Origin of the sequence: Azospirillum canadense (assembly GCF_025961225.1) — a bacterium.
GTDB lineage: Bacteria > Pseudomonadota > Alphaproteobacteria > Azospirillales > Azospirillaceae > Azospirillum > Azospirillum canadense.
Genome location: NZ_JAOQNG010000003.1, coordinates 514,459 through 530,197 on the forward strand (window position 1 = coordinate 514,459; position 15,739 = coordinate 530,197).

Genomic DNA, 15,739 nt, shown 5'->3' on the forward strand with positions numbered 1-15,739 from the left:
CGAGATGGCGAAGAAGCTCAGGCTCGCCGACAGCTTCGACGGCAGCGAGGACGACGGTGCGCCGGCGCCGGCGCCGGCGCTGAGCCGGGTTGGCACGGAGCACCGGGACACCCGCGGCTTGGCCGTCGTTGAGGCGGTCGTGCCGCTGTCGAGCCGCGCGGAATACGTCCGGGAGATCTCGGACCTGTGGAGGCGGGCGCAAAAGACATTCGTGGACATCGGTCGCCACCTGAACAACGCCAAGGACCGCATCCCGCACGGCGACTTCATGGACATGATCGACGCTGAGCTGCCGTTCGGCGACCGGGTGGCCAACAAGCTCATGGCCGTGGCCCGCGCGATCGACGCCGCCGTGTTCCCGGTCGAGCGCCTGCCGCCGCACTACTCGATCGTCTACGAGCTGGTGCAGATGCCGGAGGATCTGCGGGGCACGGCGCTCCGCGAAAATGTCATCCGGCCGGACGTGACCCGCCAGGAGGTCATCGCGTTCAAGCGCCGCTGGATCGCAAAACCTTCCGCCCCCCCCAGCAGGGCGCAGCTTCGCAAGCGGCTCCAGCAGCTTCTTGAAAACCGCAGGAAGCTCGATGAAGTGATCGCGGCCCTTCAGGACGAACTGGGTGAGGCGTAACGCGGCCCAGGAAAGCCGGGTCAGGGGCGGGCGGCGCCCCTCCCGGAGCCCACGGGCGCCGGTGTTCACCACGGCCCGCGCGCGTCGTCTCGCCTTGGCCAGCCGCTCCACGGCCACGGACCTTGCACAAGCGCCGGCTGGTTTCTCCCGTCCCTGTTGGCCACGGCGGCCCGGTGTCCCGCAACCGCCGCCACGGTCCGGCGCACGGTAAGGCGCGGCCAGACGGGCAGGGGAGGGCAGCCTCGCCCGAACGCCTCCCCCTCGAGGTTGCGGTGCCGTGGGTCGCCGTCCATGGCGACTTCCCAATCAGGCGCGGGAAGCAGCACCATTGCGCGTGCTGGGACACGCGCCTGAAACGTGTGGTCCGGCAGCGCCGCACCGGCGGGACCCGCGGAACAGGCACGCCAGCTTGACACTGGGAGCGCGGCACCTCCACCGGAATCACAGCCACCAGCCGTGCTTCCGCTTGGTTTTGTGATGCTCGCGTCCGGTGACGGGGAGCGCGACGGCCGCCCATTCACCCCCGACCGAAGCGGTCGGGCCCCGTTTGGTGACCCGCAAGCATCACGCCAGGAAACGACACAGCCGGCTCACCCAACGGCTCCGCCGGGGGTGAGTCCTCCATGAGCGTTGACGCCGCCCGTGTCACGACGGTTCCTCAATCGCCTGTAGTGCGGCGGTCCCTCCCTGTGGGAGGTCAGGCCGTCTTCACAGACGGCGCCTCCTTGCTGCCGGTCGGCAGCGCCCTCCGCTCCCGCCTCACCGCGTTGGCGGTCACCCGGTCCAGAACGATCGGCCGACGGGGGCGTCCTTGCGCGTCAACATCGTCCGGTTTGGCAAGTCGCTTGAGCGACCGGGCGTTCTGTTCGGCGATGGCCTTGCCACGGCGAATCTGCTCGCAGAACGCGTCGGAAGGATGGAACGCGTACAGCACATCGACAATTTCAGAACCGCTGCCGTACTCCGGTTCCTTGTCGTAGCCCGCCAGCACTCCCTGCGTCACCAGCGCCTCCACAGCCACCCGGATGGCGCGCAGCGTGTCGCGATGACGCTTGCTGCGATTCATCCCGGAGTTGGTGATGATGTCGCTGGCCCGCATCTCCACAGGGTCCACGCTGGAGGTCGTGTGGTAATGCAAAGACAGGCGCTTGTAGAGCCACCAGCTGACCGGGTTCCTGATCTTCATCAGCATCTCGTAGGAGATGCTCTGGAATTTCAAGGAGAGGATGGCCATTGCCACCAGCGGGTTGAATTCGAGATAAGTTTCGGTGTTGCCGCTCACGTCGTCGCCATCGTCAAGCCGGACCGAGCCACCCTTTCCACGCATGGCTACCACCGGGAAAGGGTGTTGGTGCAGCGAGGTCCGCACAGACGCAGTGAAGCCTGACACGACCTTTGATCAGGCGATGCGGACGGAGTTCGGGCGTGCTTGATCGATCATCCGGTTCAGGATGATGACGCCGGTGGCGGCTTCAGTTCGTTGGCCGGGCAACGTGCGTGCACGCAGCTGGTCGCCGAGGATGCGCTTGTAACGCGCCATCGCGGTTTCCGCCTTCGCCCGCTCGCCATAGTCGGTCTGCTTTTGCCAGCCTGAGCGCCCGTGCTCGGCCAGGCTCTGGATGTGGCGGTCCCGCTGGGTCGGGGCGGTTGTGGCGGCCTCGCTCACGACCGCCGTGGCGCGCGGGGGGATGATCACCCGAGCCCCGGCATCCCGGGCGGCGATGGTCTGGTAAATCGGTTCGCCGTCGTACGCGCCGTCAGCCATGACGGTGTCGATGGGGCCACTGATCTGGTCGAGCAGCGGTCCGACCTGGGAGGCGTCCCCGTCGCTGGTGGTGGTCAGCGTGGCCGCGACGATGGCGCTGCTGGCGGCATCCACCGCGAGATGGAGTTTGCGCCAGGTCCGCGGCCCGCGCACGCCATGCTTGTCGCGGTGCCACTCGCCGGCCCCGTAGACCTTCAAGCCGGTGCTGTCGATCACCAGCGTGACCGGGCCCGTCGGCAGGGCCGTGGCCAACACCGGCGTCAAGCGCGCCGCCCGGCGACTGATCGTCGTGTGGTCGGGAACCGGCAGGTCCACGCCCAGGAGATCCAGCAACGAGCCGAGCAGCCCCTCGGTCTGGCGCAGCGGCTGATGAAACACCAAGCGGACCATGAGGGCTGTTTCGATAGCCGTCTGCGAGTAGCGCGCTTGCCCACCGGGCGTCGTCCGCGGCGCCGCTCGCCAGGCGGCGATCGCCGCGTCGCTGACCCACAGCGTCAGACTGCCGCGCCGGCGCAGTCCGGCTTCGTACGACGCCCAATTCGTTACTTTGAACCGCATCTTCGGGATGTGATGGCGCCGCGCGTCGTTGTGTTTGTTCGGCATGCCGAGGCTGACCAATCCGGTAATCAAGAGACGCGCCCTTCTACACGATGACCCAGGACCGGCAATCCCGAACCTCGCTGCACCAACGCCTCAGCGAGGCGAATGACGAGAGGATCAAGGCCGGGCTCGGAACCGTCACGCGGCCTGGAAGTTGAGGCGAGCAGAAAACTTGCGGAGGGTGGCCCATGCCGAGCGAGACTGTCTGTCCCTTGCGCCTTGCGGCGGCGCTGGCCGCTTGCTTGGTGCTGGCCGGATGCACCGGAAACGCCACCGGCCTCGGGCTGAACCTTGGGTCGCAGGAGCAACTCGTTGATCTCGGTCGGCAGGACTGGCAGCGCCTGTTGGCGACAACCCCGACCTCCAACAACCAATCCTATCAGCGCCGGGCCGAGCAGGTGTCGATGCGCCTGCTGCGCGCCGCCGGCCTCAACGCCGGTGAGTGGGAGGTGCGCGTGCTCAAGGACGACCAAACCAACGCCTTCGCCCTGCCCGGCCAGAAGATCGGCGTCTACGAGGGCCTGTTCCGCTACGCCAAGACCGACGCACAGCTGGCCGCGGTCATCGGGCACGAGATCGCCCACACTCTGGAAGGTCACGCGGCCGAACGCGTCAGCACCCAGATGGCCACGGAGGCGGGCACCGGGATCCTCGGTGCCGTGCTGGGGGCAAGCGGCCTCGGCGGCAGCGCCCTGATCGCCGCGGCTCTCGGCACCGGGGCTCAGTACGGCCTGATCCTTCCCTATTCCCGCAACCAGGAGCTGGAGGCCGACCGCATCGGCCTGCTGATGATGGCGCGTGCCGGCTACGACCCGCAGGCGGCGATCGAGCTGTGGCAGAATATGAAGGAGGCAGGGGCCCAACCGCCGACCTTCCTGTCCACGCACCCCGGCACCGAGGACCGCATCGCCGCGCTGCAAAAACTGATGCCCGAAGCGAAGGCGGCCTACAAGCCAAGCTGATCGGATCAAGGACGCCAAGATCACATCCACCGCGTACTGCGTTGAGGAGGATTGCTGGGTGGCGGATTTCCTGAAGCGGCGCCTCGATGCGAAGCGGGACTTTCTGTTCGGTGACCCGCAGGCAAAGACCAGGCTGGTTTGGTACGTGGACTACACCTTCGAGCCTGCTCGTCGCGCCCGTGACATCGTGCGCCGCTCGGTCCACCGTTTCGGCCGCGAAGGAGCGGTCATCGCCATCCGGCAGAACCCATTGCCGCACCGAGCGCCCGAAAGCGAAATCGCCGCTCGTGCCGCTGTCGCGGCCGGTCGGCAAGGCAAGTTTACGGAGATGCACGATGCCCTGTTCGCGCATGAGCACGCCTACAACGAGGCCACCGTCACCGCCCTCGCGGAGCGCATTGGCCTCGATCTTGAGCGCTTTACAGACGATTTGAACGCGCACGAGACCGTGGAACGCGTCGAGCAGGATCGTGCCTCCGTGGTCGATGCGGGATACCGGTCCGCCCCGCTCCTCTTCATCAACAATCGTCTCTACAAGGGTGCGTGGGACGAAGACGCGTTGATCGAGGCTTTGGAAAAGCCTTTCGGTGTCAAGCTTCGGCTGGCCAGCACCGACTTCTTCGAATGGGCCGCGTCCGCCGGCGTTGTCCTGGTGCTGGCGACCATCGCCGCATTGGCCTTCGCGAATCTCGGCGGTTACGGAGCGTACGAGCACATTCGCGGCACGCCGGTCGGGCTGTCGTACGGCGAGCGGGTGTTCACCCTGCCCGTGATGACGTGGGTCAACGATGGCCTGATGGCAATCTTCTTCCTCGTCGTCGGCATCGAGATCAAGCGCGAGTTGCTCACGGGCGAGTTGTCGGACCCGCGACGCGCCGCACTGCCGTTCATCGGCGCGGTTGGCGGTATGGCGATGCCGGCACTGATCTACACGGCGTTCGACTGGGGGCGCGGCACGATCGGTGGGTGGGCGTGCCGATGGCGACCGACATCGCGTTCACCCTCGGCCTCATGGCGCTGCTCGGCCGCCGCGTCCCGACTTCGCTGAAAGTCTTTGTCTCGGCGCTGGCGATCGTCGATGACCTGGGTGCGATCATCGTGATCGCGCTGTTTTACAGCGAAGGTTTGCACGCCTCCGCTCTGGTCTGGGCGAGCGGCATGTTTGCCGTCATGCTCGGCCTGAATCGGGCGCGCATCTACTCGTCCACCCCCTACCTCGTTCTCGGCCTGCTCCTCTGGGGCTTCATTCACGAGTCCGGCCTGTACGCCACGCTCGCCGGCGTCTTGACTGCGTTTGCCATTCCCTCCCGACGCAGCGGCGACGTGCGCGGCATCGCCGCGCAGACGGCCGTCATGTTCGATGCGGAGCTGCGTCGCACCGATGCGGGGCAGCATGAGCCGGCGACGATTCGTCCGACGACCTTGAGAATTCTCGAAAATGCCCTCACTCGGCTGCGTGAGCCTGGTTATCACCTCCAGCATCGGCTGGAGAACTGGTCGAACTTTTTGATCCTTCCGCTCTTCGCCTTCTTCAACGTCGGCATTCCGATCACCGGCTCCGGCATGAGCCTGAACGCTCCAGAGGCGTTCGGCGTCATCGCGGGGCTGGTCGTTGGAAAGCCGCTTGGCATCCTGCTTGTGTGCTGGCTCGCGGTTCGGCGGCGCGTTGCAGCCTTGTCGTCCGAGATCGGTTGGATGCAGATGCTGGGTGCCGGGGCACTGGCCGGAGTCGGCTTCACCATGTCGATTTTCATTGCGGCGGCCACCTTCGAAGGGGCGCAGTTGGACATGGTGAAGCGTTCCATCCTTCTTGCTTCCGTATTGTGCGCGGCCATTGGTGCCGCGATCTTGTTCACTGCGGCTAAGGCGTGACCTTGTGCTGAAAGCTCCCTGTACTCCGGCACGAGCACGAGGTGGCGAGTGCCCCTGTTTCGATGGCCACCAGCACGGCGGTCACGGACGGACGGTCACCGTGGCGTTGGTCGGCGCCAAGCGGACTTGGCTTCCGGGGGGCCTAGAACCGACAGGCATGTCCATCCGCACCGGTGCCGGCTCGGCGGAGGAGAGGTCTACAGTTCCGTGCGGACCCTAGGTGTGCCTGTGCTGATCCGGCTGGGAGGGAGCGATGCACCGAGCAACCCAATACCGCCAAGGCGATGTTCTTCTCGTCGCGGCCACTGTCCTGCTGCCCGGCAGCCGGCCCGTGGAGGCGGCCGACGGGCGGGTGATCCTCGCCCGTGGCGAGGTGACCGGCCATGCCCACAGCATGGCCGCCGAGCGCGTGCGCTATTTTCGCGAGGATGAGACCGGACGCGGCTTCATCCAGGTTCACGGCCCTGGCCCGGTCGCGCTTCGGCACGAGGAACACGCCCCGGTCAACGTCGAACCGGGGCTGTACGAGGTGCGCCGCCAGCGCGAGTACCGGCCGCGCGCCCAAGCCGGCCTGGTTGCCGACTGAGCGATACGGCCGAAACTCGGCATGAGCGGTGGATTACCCGGACCCGACCACCATGGATGATGGGCTTCCCGCGCCTTGGCCGTTGCTGCCAAAGGGCGATCGGGTCAAGGCGGAGCAGAGCATCCGCGACGTCTATGATGCCGCGGGGCTGGCGGCGCCGCGGTTCATCGTGTGGCTCGCCGGCCCGCGCGACGCCTACCGGGTGCTCGCCTGGGTCACCTGGCGTCGGTGGGTGCTGTCGATGGCTCTGGTTTTGGGATTGGCCGTCAGCGTGGCTCCGCTGCTGACAACCAGCCCGGCAGGTCTGGGAGAAGCTGCGTCCTCATCCACCCGCGTCCCGTGGATTGGCAGCGCCATGGTCCTGGCGCTCGCAGGCCTGATTGGCGGCTTGGACTGGCGCTGGCGGGACGTGCGGCACAGGGTCCACACCGCGCGGGGAGCATGCCTCCTCATTCTCCTGGGTGCGGCGACGGCAGCCCCTTTCGTTGTTCCCCAGCTGTCAGCCGTCAGCGCGGCGGGTGGCGGAATCGCCACCCTGGCTCTGGGCGGTCTCGTCACCCCTCCACCCGCCGGATCCGCGCCCCTGCCCCACCGCTTCGGCCCGCTGCTCAACGCGCGTATGAGCGATCTGCTGAAACGAGCTTCTCCTGGCCCACGGCTGCCGGACACAGCGTTGCACGCCGTCGTGCGATGGCTGCGCGGCCGGTTGATGCCGGCTCCGTTGTGTCCCGCCGAAGCGTGTTTCTCCGGTCAATCCACGACGGCCCGGGCCTGTCCACGCCCGTCCACAATGCAGCGGGTGGCGATTGGTTTGCTGAACCATGTCGGTGCCCTGTGGATGTATCGGAACGTGGCCCTCGTGTTGGCGCCACCAACCGAGTGCCACGTGAACGGCGAGGGCGCTCTGCACAACAGCACCGGGGCGGCGGTGCGCTGGGCGGATGGCACGGTGCTGCTGGCCATCGACGGCGAGGTCGGAGGCGATCTCGATCTGGACCTGGATCGCCTGTCGGCGGAGGCCGTTCGGCAGGAGCCCAGCCCGGCCTTGCGCCGCGTCCTCATCGAGTGCTTCGGCCCGGAGCGTCTGATGCGTGCATTCGGTGGCCACAAGATCGCTGAGGACGCCGCCGGCCAGCTCTGGTGCGCGCCGCAATTCGATGGTGAGCCGCTGGTGATGGTGCGGGTGCGGAACGCCACGCCGGAGCCCGACGGGCAACGCCGGGTCTATTGGCTGCGGGTGCCGCCCACCACAGCCACACCGCGTGAGGGCGTCGCGTGGACCTTCGGCCTGGATGCCGACGCCTACCGGCCGACGCGCGAGACATGACGCGGACGGACGACGCACACATCCCTTGGGGTGCTCCCGGCCGGTGCCGATGTCGGCCGTGCCGGGCCGCGCCCAGAAAAGCCGACATCGGTCCCACGCCGCCGTTGGCCGCCCATTCACGCCGTCTTGGCGGCGCTCAGTGCCTCACGCGGCGCGCGGCGCAGCACCAGCCAGCCGGCAAGCGCGGACAGCAGGGAGCCGCCGAGAACACCGACCTTCACGGCGTCCGCCAGCTCCGGGGACGTCGGAAACGCCAGCGCGCCGATGAACAGGCTCATGGTGAAACCGATGCCACAGAGCAGGGCCACGCCATAGAGTTGCCGCCAGCTGGCCCCTGCCGGCAGGTCGGCCAGCCCGCTCCGAATGGCCAGCCAGGAGGCGGCAAAGACGCCGCATTGCTTGCCGACAAACAACCCGAGCGCGATGCCCAGAGGCACCGGCCCGACGAGCGCCGACGGATCCATGCCGGTGAACGACACCCCGGCGTTGGCGAAGCCGAAGATCGGGACGATGCCGAACGCCACCCAGGGGGTGATCGCATGCTCCAGACGGTGCAGCGGCGAGGTCAACTCGTCGCGCCGCCCCGGCGTGGCGCGCACCGGGATCGTCAGGGCCAAGGCCACGCCCGCCAGGGTGGCGTGCACGCCGGACGCCAGAACGCACGCCCAGAGCGCCACGCCAACCGTCAGGCACGGCCACAGCCGGGTCACCCCGAAGCGGTTGAAGGCGATCAGCACGAGCAACGCCGCCGCCGCCAAGCCGAGCGCGCCCAGCGAGAGGTCGGCGGTGTAGAACAGCGCGATGATCACCACCGCGCCCAGATCGTCAAGGATCGCCAGCGCCGCCAGGAACACCTTCAGCGAGGCCAGCACCCGCGGCCCGATGAGCGAGATGAGGCCCAGCGCGAAGGCGATGTCGGTCGCCGCCGGGATGGCCCAGCCGCGCAGGCCGACCGGGTCGCTCGCGTTCACCGCCGCGTAGATCACCGCGGGCGCCAGCATGCCGCCGGCAGCGGCTAGGCCGGGAAGCGCCCGCCGCGGCCAGGAGGCCAGCTGCCCGTCCAGCATCTCGCGCTTGATCTCCAGCCCGACCAGCAGAAAGAACACCGCCATCAGGCCGTCGTTGATCCAATGCAGCACAGCCAGGCCCGCCACCGGGGCGTGGAGAGCGGAAAAGTATAGGGGAGCGAGTGGGGAATTCGCGACCACGAGGGCGAGGGCCGCGGCGGCCATCAGCAGGAGGCCGCCGGAGGCCTCGCTGTCCAGGAAATCGCGAAGGAGGGACAGAGGGCGCATCCGCCTCCGGCCTTTCTGGTGTGTCATGCGGCGCAAGATCCTTTTTTTGTTGCAACAGCACGTGTAAGGGACTTTGGCGCACAAATCGGCGTGGTGGCGGAGTCCACCGTTGGGCCGCGGTGATCAGGCGGTCTTGCGGGAGATCGGCAGACCCAAGCGGGTCATGATGTTCATGACCTTGCAGCCGACGGCGGCCTCGACCTTCTGGGCCGGCAGACACCGAGCGCGCAGGCTGCGCCCGATGAGTTGCTTGTCGCGCATCATCGCCACCTCGGCTAACGACCGGCGGCCGTAATGAACAGCCCTTTGCCAGCCGAGCCGTCTGCGTTGTGCGATCAGTTGGATATGGCGGTCGCGTTGACTGGGGGTGCTCCCGGCCGTGTCGCTCGGCACCGCGGTCGCGCGCGGCGGGATGATCACCTCGGCGTCTGGCGTGTGTGCACTCACCGCACGGTACACGGGCTCGCCGTCGCAGGCTCCGTCCGCCAGCAGCGTGCCGATCGGGCGGGTGATCTGATCGAGCAGCGGGCCGACCAGAGAGGCATCGCCTTGCTCCGTGGTCGTCAGGTCCGAGGCAAGGATCTCGCCGGTATCGGGAATGACGGCCAGATGCAGTTTGCGCCAACTCCGGCGTGCTTGGCCGCCGTGCTTTTCCAGATGCCACTCGCCCGTGCCGAACACCGTCAGCCCGGTGGAGTCGATGACCACCGCCACCGGTCCGTCCGTGCTGGTCAGCGCCGCCGCGACCGCCAGATCGGCGCTGCGCCGGGAGAAGGTCGTGTGGTCGGGAACCGGCAGGTCCAGGCCGAGCAGGCGCATCAGCGAGCCCAGCAAGCCCTCGGTTTGGCCCCACGGTCGACCAAACGCCAGGCGCAGCATCATCCCTGCCTCGATGGCGATGTCCGAGTAGAGCGCTGATCGGCCGCGCCGTCCCGTGGCGGGCGGTGTCCAGGCGGCGATCGCCTCCGGCGTCACCCAGAGCGTCAGGTCACCGCGCCGGCGCAGCGCCGCATCGTAGGACGCCCAGTTCTCAACCCGGTAGCGGGCGTGTGGGATCTTGTGACGTCGGCTCTGGTTGGCTTTGTCCGGCATCGGAAACTCGGCTTCTGCAAAGCCGCTTCTCTAACCGCCAAGGTGCCCTACGCCAACCATCATCCGGTTTGTGCGCCAAAGTCCCGTGAATGGGCACCACATCCACACCCGCCTGCCATCCCGCGCACGTTTGGTGACATAGCGGCACCGGACCGGGGCCGCGCGTCGGGTTTGCACCGTTCCGCTGGAGGCCTGCGGTGCGAGGGGAGAAGCCAGCGCCGCGTCGCTGCCGGCACATGCACGGCGGCTTGCCCGTTCCAGCCAGCCGCCGTGCCGGAAGCCGAACGTCAGGCGGCCTTCTTGCGCCGGCCCTTCGCGGGAGCGGGTTCATTCGGCGTCACCGCCGCGGCCGTGACACGCTTGTTGGTTCCAAGACCGGACTGCTTGGCGAACGCGCTGCGCCTGGCAGCGTAGTTGGGCGCCGTCATCGGGTAGTCGGGCGGCAGGTTCCACTTGGCCCGATATTCCGCAGGCGACATGTTGTAAGCAGTGCGCAGGTGCCGCTTGAGCATCGTCAGCTTCTTGCCGTCTTCCAGGCAGACGATGTAGTCCGGCGTCACCGACTTCCTGACCGGCACCGCCGGTTCCTGCTTCACCGCCTCAACCTTCGGCTGGCCAGTGCCGGCCAGGGCGTCGAACACTGCGTTCACCACCAGCGGAACATCGCTGGAAGCGACCCGGTTGGCGCTGACATAGGACGCGACGATTTCGGCGGTCAACGCGACCAGCTTCTCACGCTCCATCACACTCTCCTGACTGTCCTTGCGCGACCCTTTTGCTGCGGGGTCATTGGTCCATGTGGCAAATTTCATCGTCTCTCATACGGGTTTTCGAATAGTCAGGCAACCCTCGCCGATGCCATATCTTGAACCGCTTCTTCGTATTCCGATCACCAAAGGCCTCGGGACTTGGGCCAATGTGCGTTCATTGAACAAGCACTGGAGCCTCTCCGCACGTGGTGGCATCGGGGCAATGCCCCGCCCAGGCGCAGAGGTTTCAGCGACGAACAATTTTCGAAGTTCAGACCTCACGCTCATCAGGGTAAATACAAAGAGGGGTTTTCATTCCAACGCCGTGCTCCACATGTCAGGCAATGAGACGGCGCTGACTGGACCGAGGCAGACATGACAGAAGACCGCGACGCGCGCATCCGGGAGCGGGCGCACAGCCTCTGGGAACGCGACGGCCGCCCAGAGGGCATGGCGGAGGTTCATTGGATCCAGGCGCGCCGGGAGATCGAGGCGGAGGAACAGGCTGCCGACGCAGCGCAAACCGCCCCGGTGGCGAAGCGCCGCCGCAAGGCGGCAACGCCGGCCCCAGCCGCCGCTCCGCCCGACAAGCCGCGGCGTTCACGCAAGACGAAGACTTCGGAGAACACGCTCACGGACGCCGCTCGCCAGATGGGGCGGATGGTCGCCGAGACGGTGAGCGACGCCGTCGCCGCGGGAGTGGAAACCGTGTCGGACGCCGTGGAGGCGATCGCTCAGCCCAACAAGAAAACACGACGGACAACGGCGGCTGCGACGAAGACCGACACGCCAGCCAAGGGTCGCAAGGCGGCGTGGTCGCCAACCGACGTCGCGAAGGCAGCAGCCAGTCCGGCCAAGGGTGAGCCGGCCGCGAAGCGGAAGACAGCGGCTGCGACCGGTGCGACCAAGGAAAACGGAACATCCTCGCCGGTGACGCCCACGGCCACGGCGCGCCGTGCCACCGGAAAGCGCCGCTCGTCCGCAAGCGTGCATTGACGGACTCCGACCAGAACGCCCGGTGGCGCAAAGCGGCGGCGCGTTCGGGTCAACGTCCTGAACATCGGTCTGGCCGACACACGAGCCCGAACGGCTGCCTGATCACATCGGCCGTGCCCATGGCCCATAGACCTCGGCGGCCGTGCACGGCGGCACCGTCAGTCCGCTATCATACCGGTCTCCGCATCGGCCAGAAAGGGGCGGACGACCGCCAGAACCTCCTCGAGCCGGTCGTGGTGCAGCCAGTGCCCCGCGTCGGCGATCGTCACCGCCCGTGCGTTCTGAAAATGCGGCAGGAGGCCGAGGATCTGCGGATCGGCATGCCGGCTCGTCGCGCTGCTGAGCAGGAGCATCGGGCCGATGAGGCGCGACCACAGCGCGATCACCTCCGCCGTGGGAAACCGGTTCGGCGCGCCCGGATGTGGGGGCCAAACGTCCAGCTGAGCGTGCCGTCCCCGTTCCGCCGGATCCCACGCACCGCCAGAGGCCACACCTGCTTGACTGACGGGTGTGGGTTCGCATGGGGCGCGTCCGACTCCTCCACGCTGTCCCAACGGCTCGACCCAGCCGGTCACCCGTTGCTCAACGGGGTGGTAGGAACGCAGGGTCAGGGTGGGATCAAGCTGCCGGGTGTCTTCGATGGCTGCGAGCCTCGGCAAACCGGCCGGCGTGGAGCAACCAAGCCATGCGAGGCCTCACCGCGTTCGACGATGCCGGAGGTCGCCACGCCGGTGATCTCGGCGCGCGACGCCAAGCGCTTGGCCCCCAAGGGCGTTGCCATCGAGCCCGGCACCCGGCTCTCGGCCGCGACCACGCGTCGGTGTGGGCATCCCTTCCGCCACCTGGTGGTGAAAGCGTCCCAGAACCACGCCGCTCTGCGCCATGCCCGTCTTTGGTCAACCGACCGGGAGAAAGGCAATGGGCGCTGTGAGGACACTTGGCCCGTCCGCGAAGGCGAAACGACGCCGACGCCGGAAGAGGACGGCGCAGCTTGCCAAGCTGCCGGGGTCCTCTCACGGAGCGCCGTGCGACCGCTCGGTTCCGTGTCGCGGCGGAGAAGGCGGAAGCGGCCACGGCCCAAGCGGTCGCGGCAGGCGCCAGCCAGGCGTCACCGCATCCTCCGGATCGCTCCAGCTGTCGGCGCCCTGCCCGCGCCGGCCTGATCCGCTCGGCCGGCCCGAACGACCGCCTGAAGCCGCTCGGCCAACGCGCGCTCTCCCGTGCAGAGAGCGTCGCACAGATCCCGCATCTCCGCGATGGACGGCCGCCATTTTTTGGACCGCCGCCACTGCCGGGCCGCGGCGTCGATGGCCCAGGCCGGGTATTCGCCGAGATCCTCGGCCCAATCCAGAGCTACCAGACGCTCGACATCAGGGGTCATGGCCTTCGACGGGAAGTGGCTCAGAAGCGTGAGGACGCGGGCGAGGACGTGGTCGGTGGGGGCTGGAGGCAGCGCCGTCATCCTCAGGTCGTCCAAGGCACGTTGCGCCAGGGCGGCGTGCTGGACCGTAACGCCCACCGGCGGCGACCAAGTTTCGGCCATGCCATCGAAGCCGTTGTCGGAAAACCGCGGGCGGCGTTCGGTATGGCCGGCGGCCAGCAACTCCTGAAGGGGGGCTGGCAACGCCCCGACCAAAAGCGTTCGGCCGCGGGCATCGCCGGGTTGAACGGCAGTGGCGACCGTGTGCTTGGGACTGCTGCGATGTTGCGCGCTGGCATGCCGGTCTTCCTCACGACCAAGGTGACGGTGTGGCGGCGCGCTGGCGCAGTTCGGCAGCTGTGGCCGCCCACGCGTCAACGCGCTGCGCCGCGCTGTCCCGGGCGCGCCGTGGCTGACCGGCTGGCGTGTCGGTCGCGGACGTGTTGCGCAGGACCGGTGCCTTGCCGGCGGCAACGTCCTGAGCCAACCACGCGCGCCATGCCGCGGACACGTCCCGATAGCGATAGCCATGAGCTTGGCAGCGCAGGACGAACGCCTCGACATGGCGGCTGAGATCAATGTCGGTGTGCCTAACCCGGGCCCAGGCCATGTCGTCGGCCGTTGGCATCCAGTCCACCGGTACCGTGCGCACCGGAGCCTGCGCGCAGGAGGCGAGCGAGTCTGGAATCTGTTTAGGATGGACCTGTTTCTGACTCGGTGGCGGACAGGGGGCGTTCGTGGCTGAGTCATCCCTGTCGGCGGCCCGCCTAAGGCCAGAGGCGGTCGCCGCCGGCTCCTCCCCCTCTCCCTCCGGGACGAACCGCAGGCGGTAAAGGCACGACAGGCGGGCGCCGTCGCGGCCGCGGCGATGCTCGATGCTCACCAGGCCGATGTTGCTGAGCCCTTGGAGGATGCGGTTGATCGTTGGCCGCGAGCGCTTCAGCTTGGCGGCCAACGTCGACTGCGATGGCCAGCACAGTCCGGTCTCGTCGGCGAAGGTGGCCAGGGCGGCCAGCACGGCAAAGCCGTCGGCGTCCAGGTCCGGGTGCTCCAGCCACCAAGACGGGATACGGCCCCAACGCCCGGTGTCGGGCAGATCGGCAACGCTTGCGGTCGGCATCGAGACACTCCCCAACGTGTGGTGCCGGACAGGCCGGCGATCGTGCGGAGCAGGATTCCCGAGCGGATGGCGGACTCCCAAGCGCGCGCGACTCCTCCATGGAGGGGTGGCGCGCGCTCCCGGAGGATTGGTGCGCGCCTCTGGAGGAAGCGCGCGCGGCGTCTGGAGGATCGGTGCGCGGTGTGGAGGATCGGTGCGCGGTGTCCGGAGGATCAGTGCGCGGGAAGACCGCGAATCGGATTCTTGAGGAATGGATCGCGCCCTCTGGAGGAACGGTGCGCGCCCTGGCCCTCAGAAACCGGATGTCCCGCCGTTCTGGAGGAACGGTGCGCGGGGCGGGGACCTTTCAAGGCGCGCACCCGTCCTCCATGGTCGCGCTTGGCCGGGGAGCGGGGGGCAAGGGTGAAGGAGCGGTTCGCGGCCATTCGGCGGTCCATCGCGAACAACCTGGAGGAACGGTGCGCGCTTTGTTTGTTGCCGGCGGAGAACGTCGCGGCCCGCGGCGGCTGCCGGTCTCGGTGCTTCCGAGTCGGGTGGGCATACGGCGCGCCGGGGCAGGCCCGCGCACCGTTCCTCCAGGGCCGCGAACCCGTCCTTCATGGGAGCGCACCGTTCCTCCATAGAGGCGAGCCAAACCTCCATAGGGGCGAGCCGTTCCTAACCACCCAAATGGTCGTCCTGGCGGAACGTCGTTGTCGGCAAGCGACGCACGCCGGTACTCTGGATGGTGAAGGAGATGCCGATGAGCACAGACGTGGCGACGGGCCAGCAGGGATCGACCCTGCAGTTCGCCCTGTGGGAGCACGAGCCCGAGCAGGACGACGACGCCCGGCAGACGAACGCGGTGGGGTTGTACGATCTGGCGCCACGGTTTGTTTTCGCGTCCGGAGAGCGCGGCGGCGACGAAAAGCGCGACATCACGCATGTGGAGTCGGTGACACGTTCGTTCTTCTACAACGGCGAGCCCTACGTCATCACCCTTGACCCGGCGCGCATCAAGCGCCGCGTGCGCGTCGACAGCAACGGGGACGGGGTCTCCAAATACAAGGTGATGCGGGTCGAAGCCCTGCCTGGCGAGCGCGAGCAGTTGGTCGAAGAGGTCATCCGGCGGCTGGCGACCGAGCGGGCGCGGCTGGTGCTGGTGGACGGCGACAGCTTGCGCAACGCCAAGGTCCAGATGCGTTTTTCCTTCTACGAGATCCAGAAGGAACTCGCTCGGGTGCGCCGCACGCTCAGCATCTCGGAGATCCGCGAAGCCCGGCGTTGGTGCAGCGAGGTTCGGGATTGCCGGTCCTGGGTCATCGTGTAGAAGGGCGCGTCTCTTGAT

14 protein-coding genes and 1 pseudogene are annotated in these 15,739 nt (G+C 67.8%); 7 read left to right on the forward strand and 8 right to left on the reverse strand.

The window, feature by feature from the left end; all coding sequences use genetic code 11:
- Positions 1 to 4 precede the first annotated feature (4 nt).
- The gene (locus tag M2351_RS20585; protein WP_264657927.1) at positions 5 to 628 is read left to right on the forward strand and encodes a DUF3102 domain-containing protein; all 624 of its coding nucleotides are present in this window, start codon (positions 5 to 7) and stop codon (positions 626 to 628) included.
- A gap of 697 nt (positions 629 to 1,325) precedes the next feature.
- Here M2351_RS20585 and M2351_RS20590 read toward each other — a convergent pair.
- Both M2351_RS20590 and M2351_RS20595 read right to left on the reverse strand, forming a co-directional pair.
- Positions 1,326 to 1,955, reverse strand: a complete 630-nt coding sequence (locus M2351_RS20590) for a hypothetical protein (RefSeq protein ID WP_264657928.1) — start codon at positions 1,953 to 1,955, stop codon at positions 1,326 to 1,328.
- A 72-nt stretch (positions 1,956 to 2,027) separates the two neighbouring features.
- Positions 2,028 to 2,996, reverse strand: coding sequence for an IS5 family transposase (locus tag M2351_RS20595; RefSeq protein ID WP_264657924.1), 969 nt, complete (start codon positions 2,994 to 2,996; stop codon positions 2,028 to 2,030).
- Between the two features lie 185 nt (positions 2,997 to 3,181).
- Here M2351_RS20595 and M2351_RS20600 point away from each other — a divergent pair, with 185 nt between their 5' ends.
- From M2351_RS20600 to M2351_RS20615, 4 genes and pseudogenes are all read left to right on the forward strand, one after another.
- Positions 3,182 to 3,955: a M48 family metallopeptidase gene (locus M2351_RS20600; protein ID WP_264657929.1), complete on the forward strand. Its 774-nt coding sequence runs from the start codon at positions 3,182 to 3,184 to the stop codon at positions 3,953 to 3,955.
- 58 nt (positions 3,956 to 4,013) lie between these two features.
- Positions 4,014 to 5,827 (forward strand): annotated as a pseudogene (gene nhaA / locus M2351_RS20605) (Na+/H+ antiporter NhaA).
- Positions 5,828 to 6,080: 253 nt separating this feature from the next.
- Positions 6,081 to 6,413: a hypothetical protein gene (locus tag M2351_RS20610; RefSeq protein ID WP_264657930.1), complete on the forward strand. Its 333-nt coding sequence runs from the start codon at positions 6,081 to 6,083 to the stop codon at positions 6,411 to 6,413.
- A 52-nt stretch (positions 6,414 to 6,465) separates the two neighbouring features.
- A complete protein-coding gene (locus M2351_RS20615; RefSeq protein WP_264657931.1) occupies positions 6,466 to 7,740 on the forward strand; it encodes a DUF6745 domain-containing protein in 1,275 nt (424 codons plus the stop codon).
- Between the two features lie 116 nt (positions 7,741 to 7,856).
- On the opposite strand, the gene nhaA (M2351_RS20620) is transcribed toward M2351_RS20615, so the two are convergent.
- The 3 genes from nhaA (M2351_RS20620) to M2351_RS20630 all read right to left on the reverse strand — a co-directional run bounded on the left by nhaA (M2351_RS20620) (position 7,857) and on the right by M2351_RS20630 (position 10,870).
- Entirely contained in the window at positions 7,857 to 9,035 is a 1,179-nt protein-coding gene (gene nhaA, locus M2351_RS20620) for a Na+/H+ antiporter NhaA (RefSeq protein ID WP_264657932.1), read from the reverse strand.
- Positions 9,036 to 9,158: 123 nt separating this feature from the next.
- Positions 9,159 to 10,127 carry an IS5 family transposase gene (locus M2351_RS20625; RefSeq protein ID WP_264657933.1) on the reverse strand — a complete coding sequence of 323 codons (969 nt, stop codon included), beginning with the start codon at positions 10,125 to 10,127 and terminating at the stop codon, positions 9,159 to 9,161.
- A 287-nt stretch (positions 10,128 to 10,414) separates the two neighbouring features.
- Positions 10,415 to 10,870 carry a MucR family transcriptional regulator gene (locus M2351_RS20630; RefSeq protein WP_264657934.1) on the reverse strand — a complete coding sequence of 152 codons (456 nt, stop codon included), beginning with the start codon at positions 10,868 to 10,870 and terminating at the stop codon, positions 10,415 to 10,417.
- 381 nt (positions 10,871 to 11,251) lie between these two features.
- On the opposite strand from M2351_RS20630, the gene M2351_RS20635 reads away from it, so the two are divergent.
- A complete protein-coding gene (locus tag M2351_RS20635; RefSeq protein WP_264657935.1) occupies positions 11,252 to 11,872 on the forward strand; it encodes a DUF2934 domain-containing protein in 621 nt (206 codons plus the stop codon).
- A gap of 158 nt (positions 11,873 to 12,030) precedes the next feature.
- Here the strand turns inward: M2351_RS20635 and M2351_RS20640 are convergent, their stop codons facing one another.
- The 3 genes from M2351_RS20640 to M2351_RS20650 all read right to left on the reverse strand — a co-directional run bounded on the left by M2351_RS20640 (position 12,031) and on the right by M2351_RS20650 (position 14,412).
- A complete protein-coding gene (locus M2351_RS20640) occupies positions 12,031 to 12,258 on the reverse strand; it encodes a hypothetical protein (RefSeq protein ID WP_264657936.1) in 228 nt (75 codons plus the stop codon).
- Between the two features lie 722 nt (positions 12,259 to 12,980).
- Positions 12,981 to 13,496, reverse strand: a complete 516-nt coding sequence (locus M2351_RS20645; protein WP_264657937.1) for a hypothetical protein — start codon at positions 13,494 to 13,496, stop codon at positions 12,981 to 12,983.
- A gap of 106 nt (positions 13,497 to 13,602) precedes the next feature.
- Complete coding sequence (locus tag M2351_RS20650) at positions 13,603 to 14,412, reverse strand: helix-turn-helix domain-containing protein (RefSeq protein ID WP_264657938.1); 810 nt, start codon at positions 14,410 to 14,412, stop codon at positions 13,603 to 13,605.
- Between the two features lie 742 nt (positions 14,413 to 15,154).
- Between M2351_RS20650 and M2351_RS20655 the strand changes: the two genes are divergently transcribed.
- Positions 15,155 to 15,721: a hypothetical protein gene (locus M2351_RS20655; protein ID WP_264657939.1), complete on the forward strand. Its 567-nt coding sequence runs from the start codon at positions 15,155 to 15,157 to the stop codon at positions 15,719 to 15,721.
- Positions 15,722 to 15,739 lie beyond the last annotated feature (18 nt).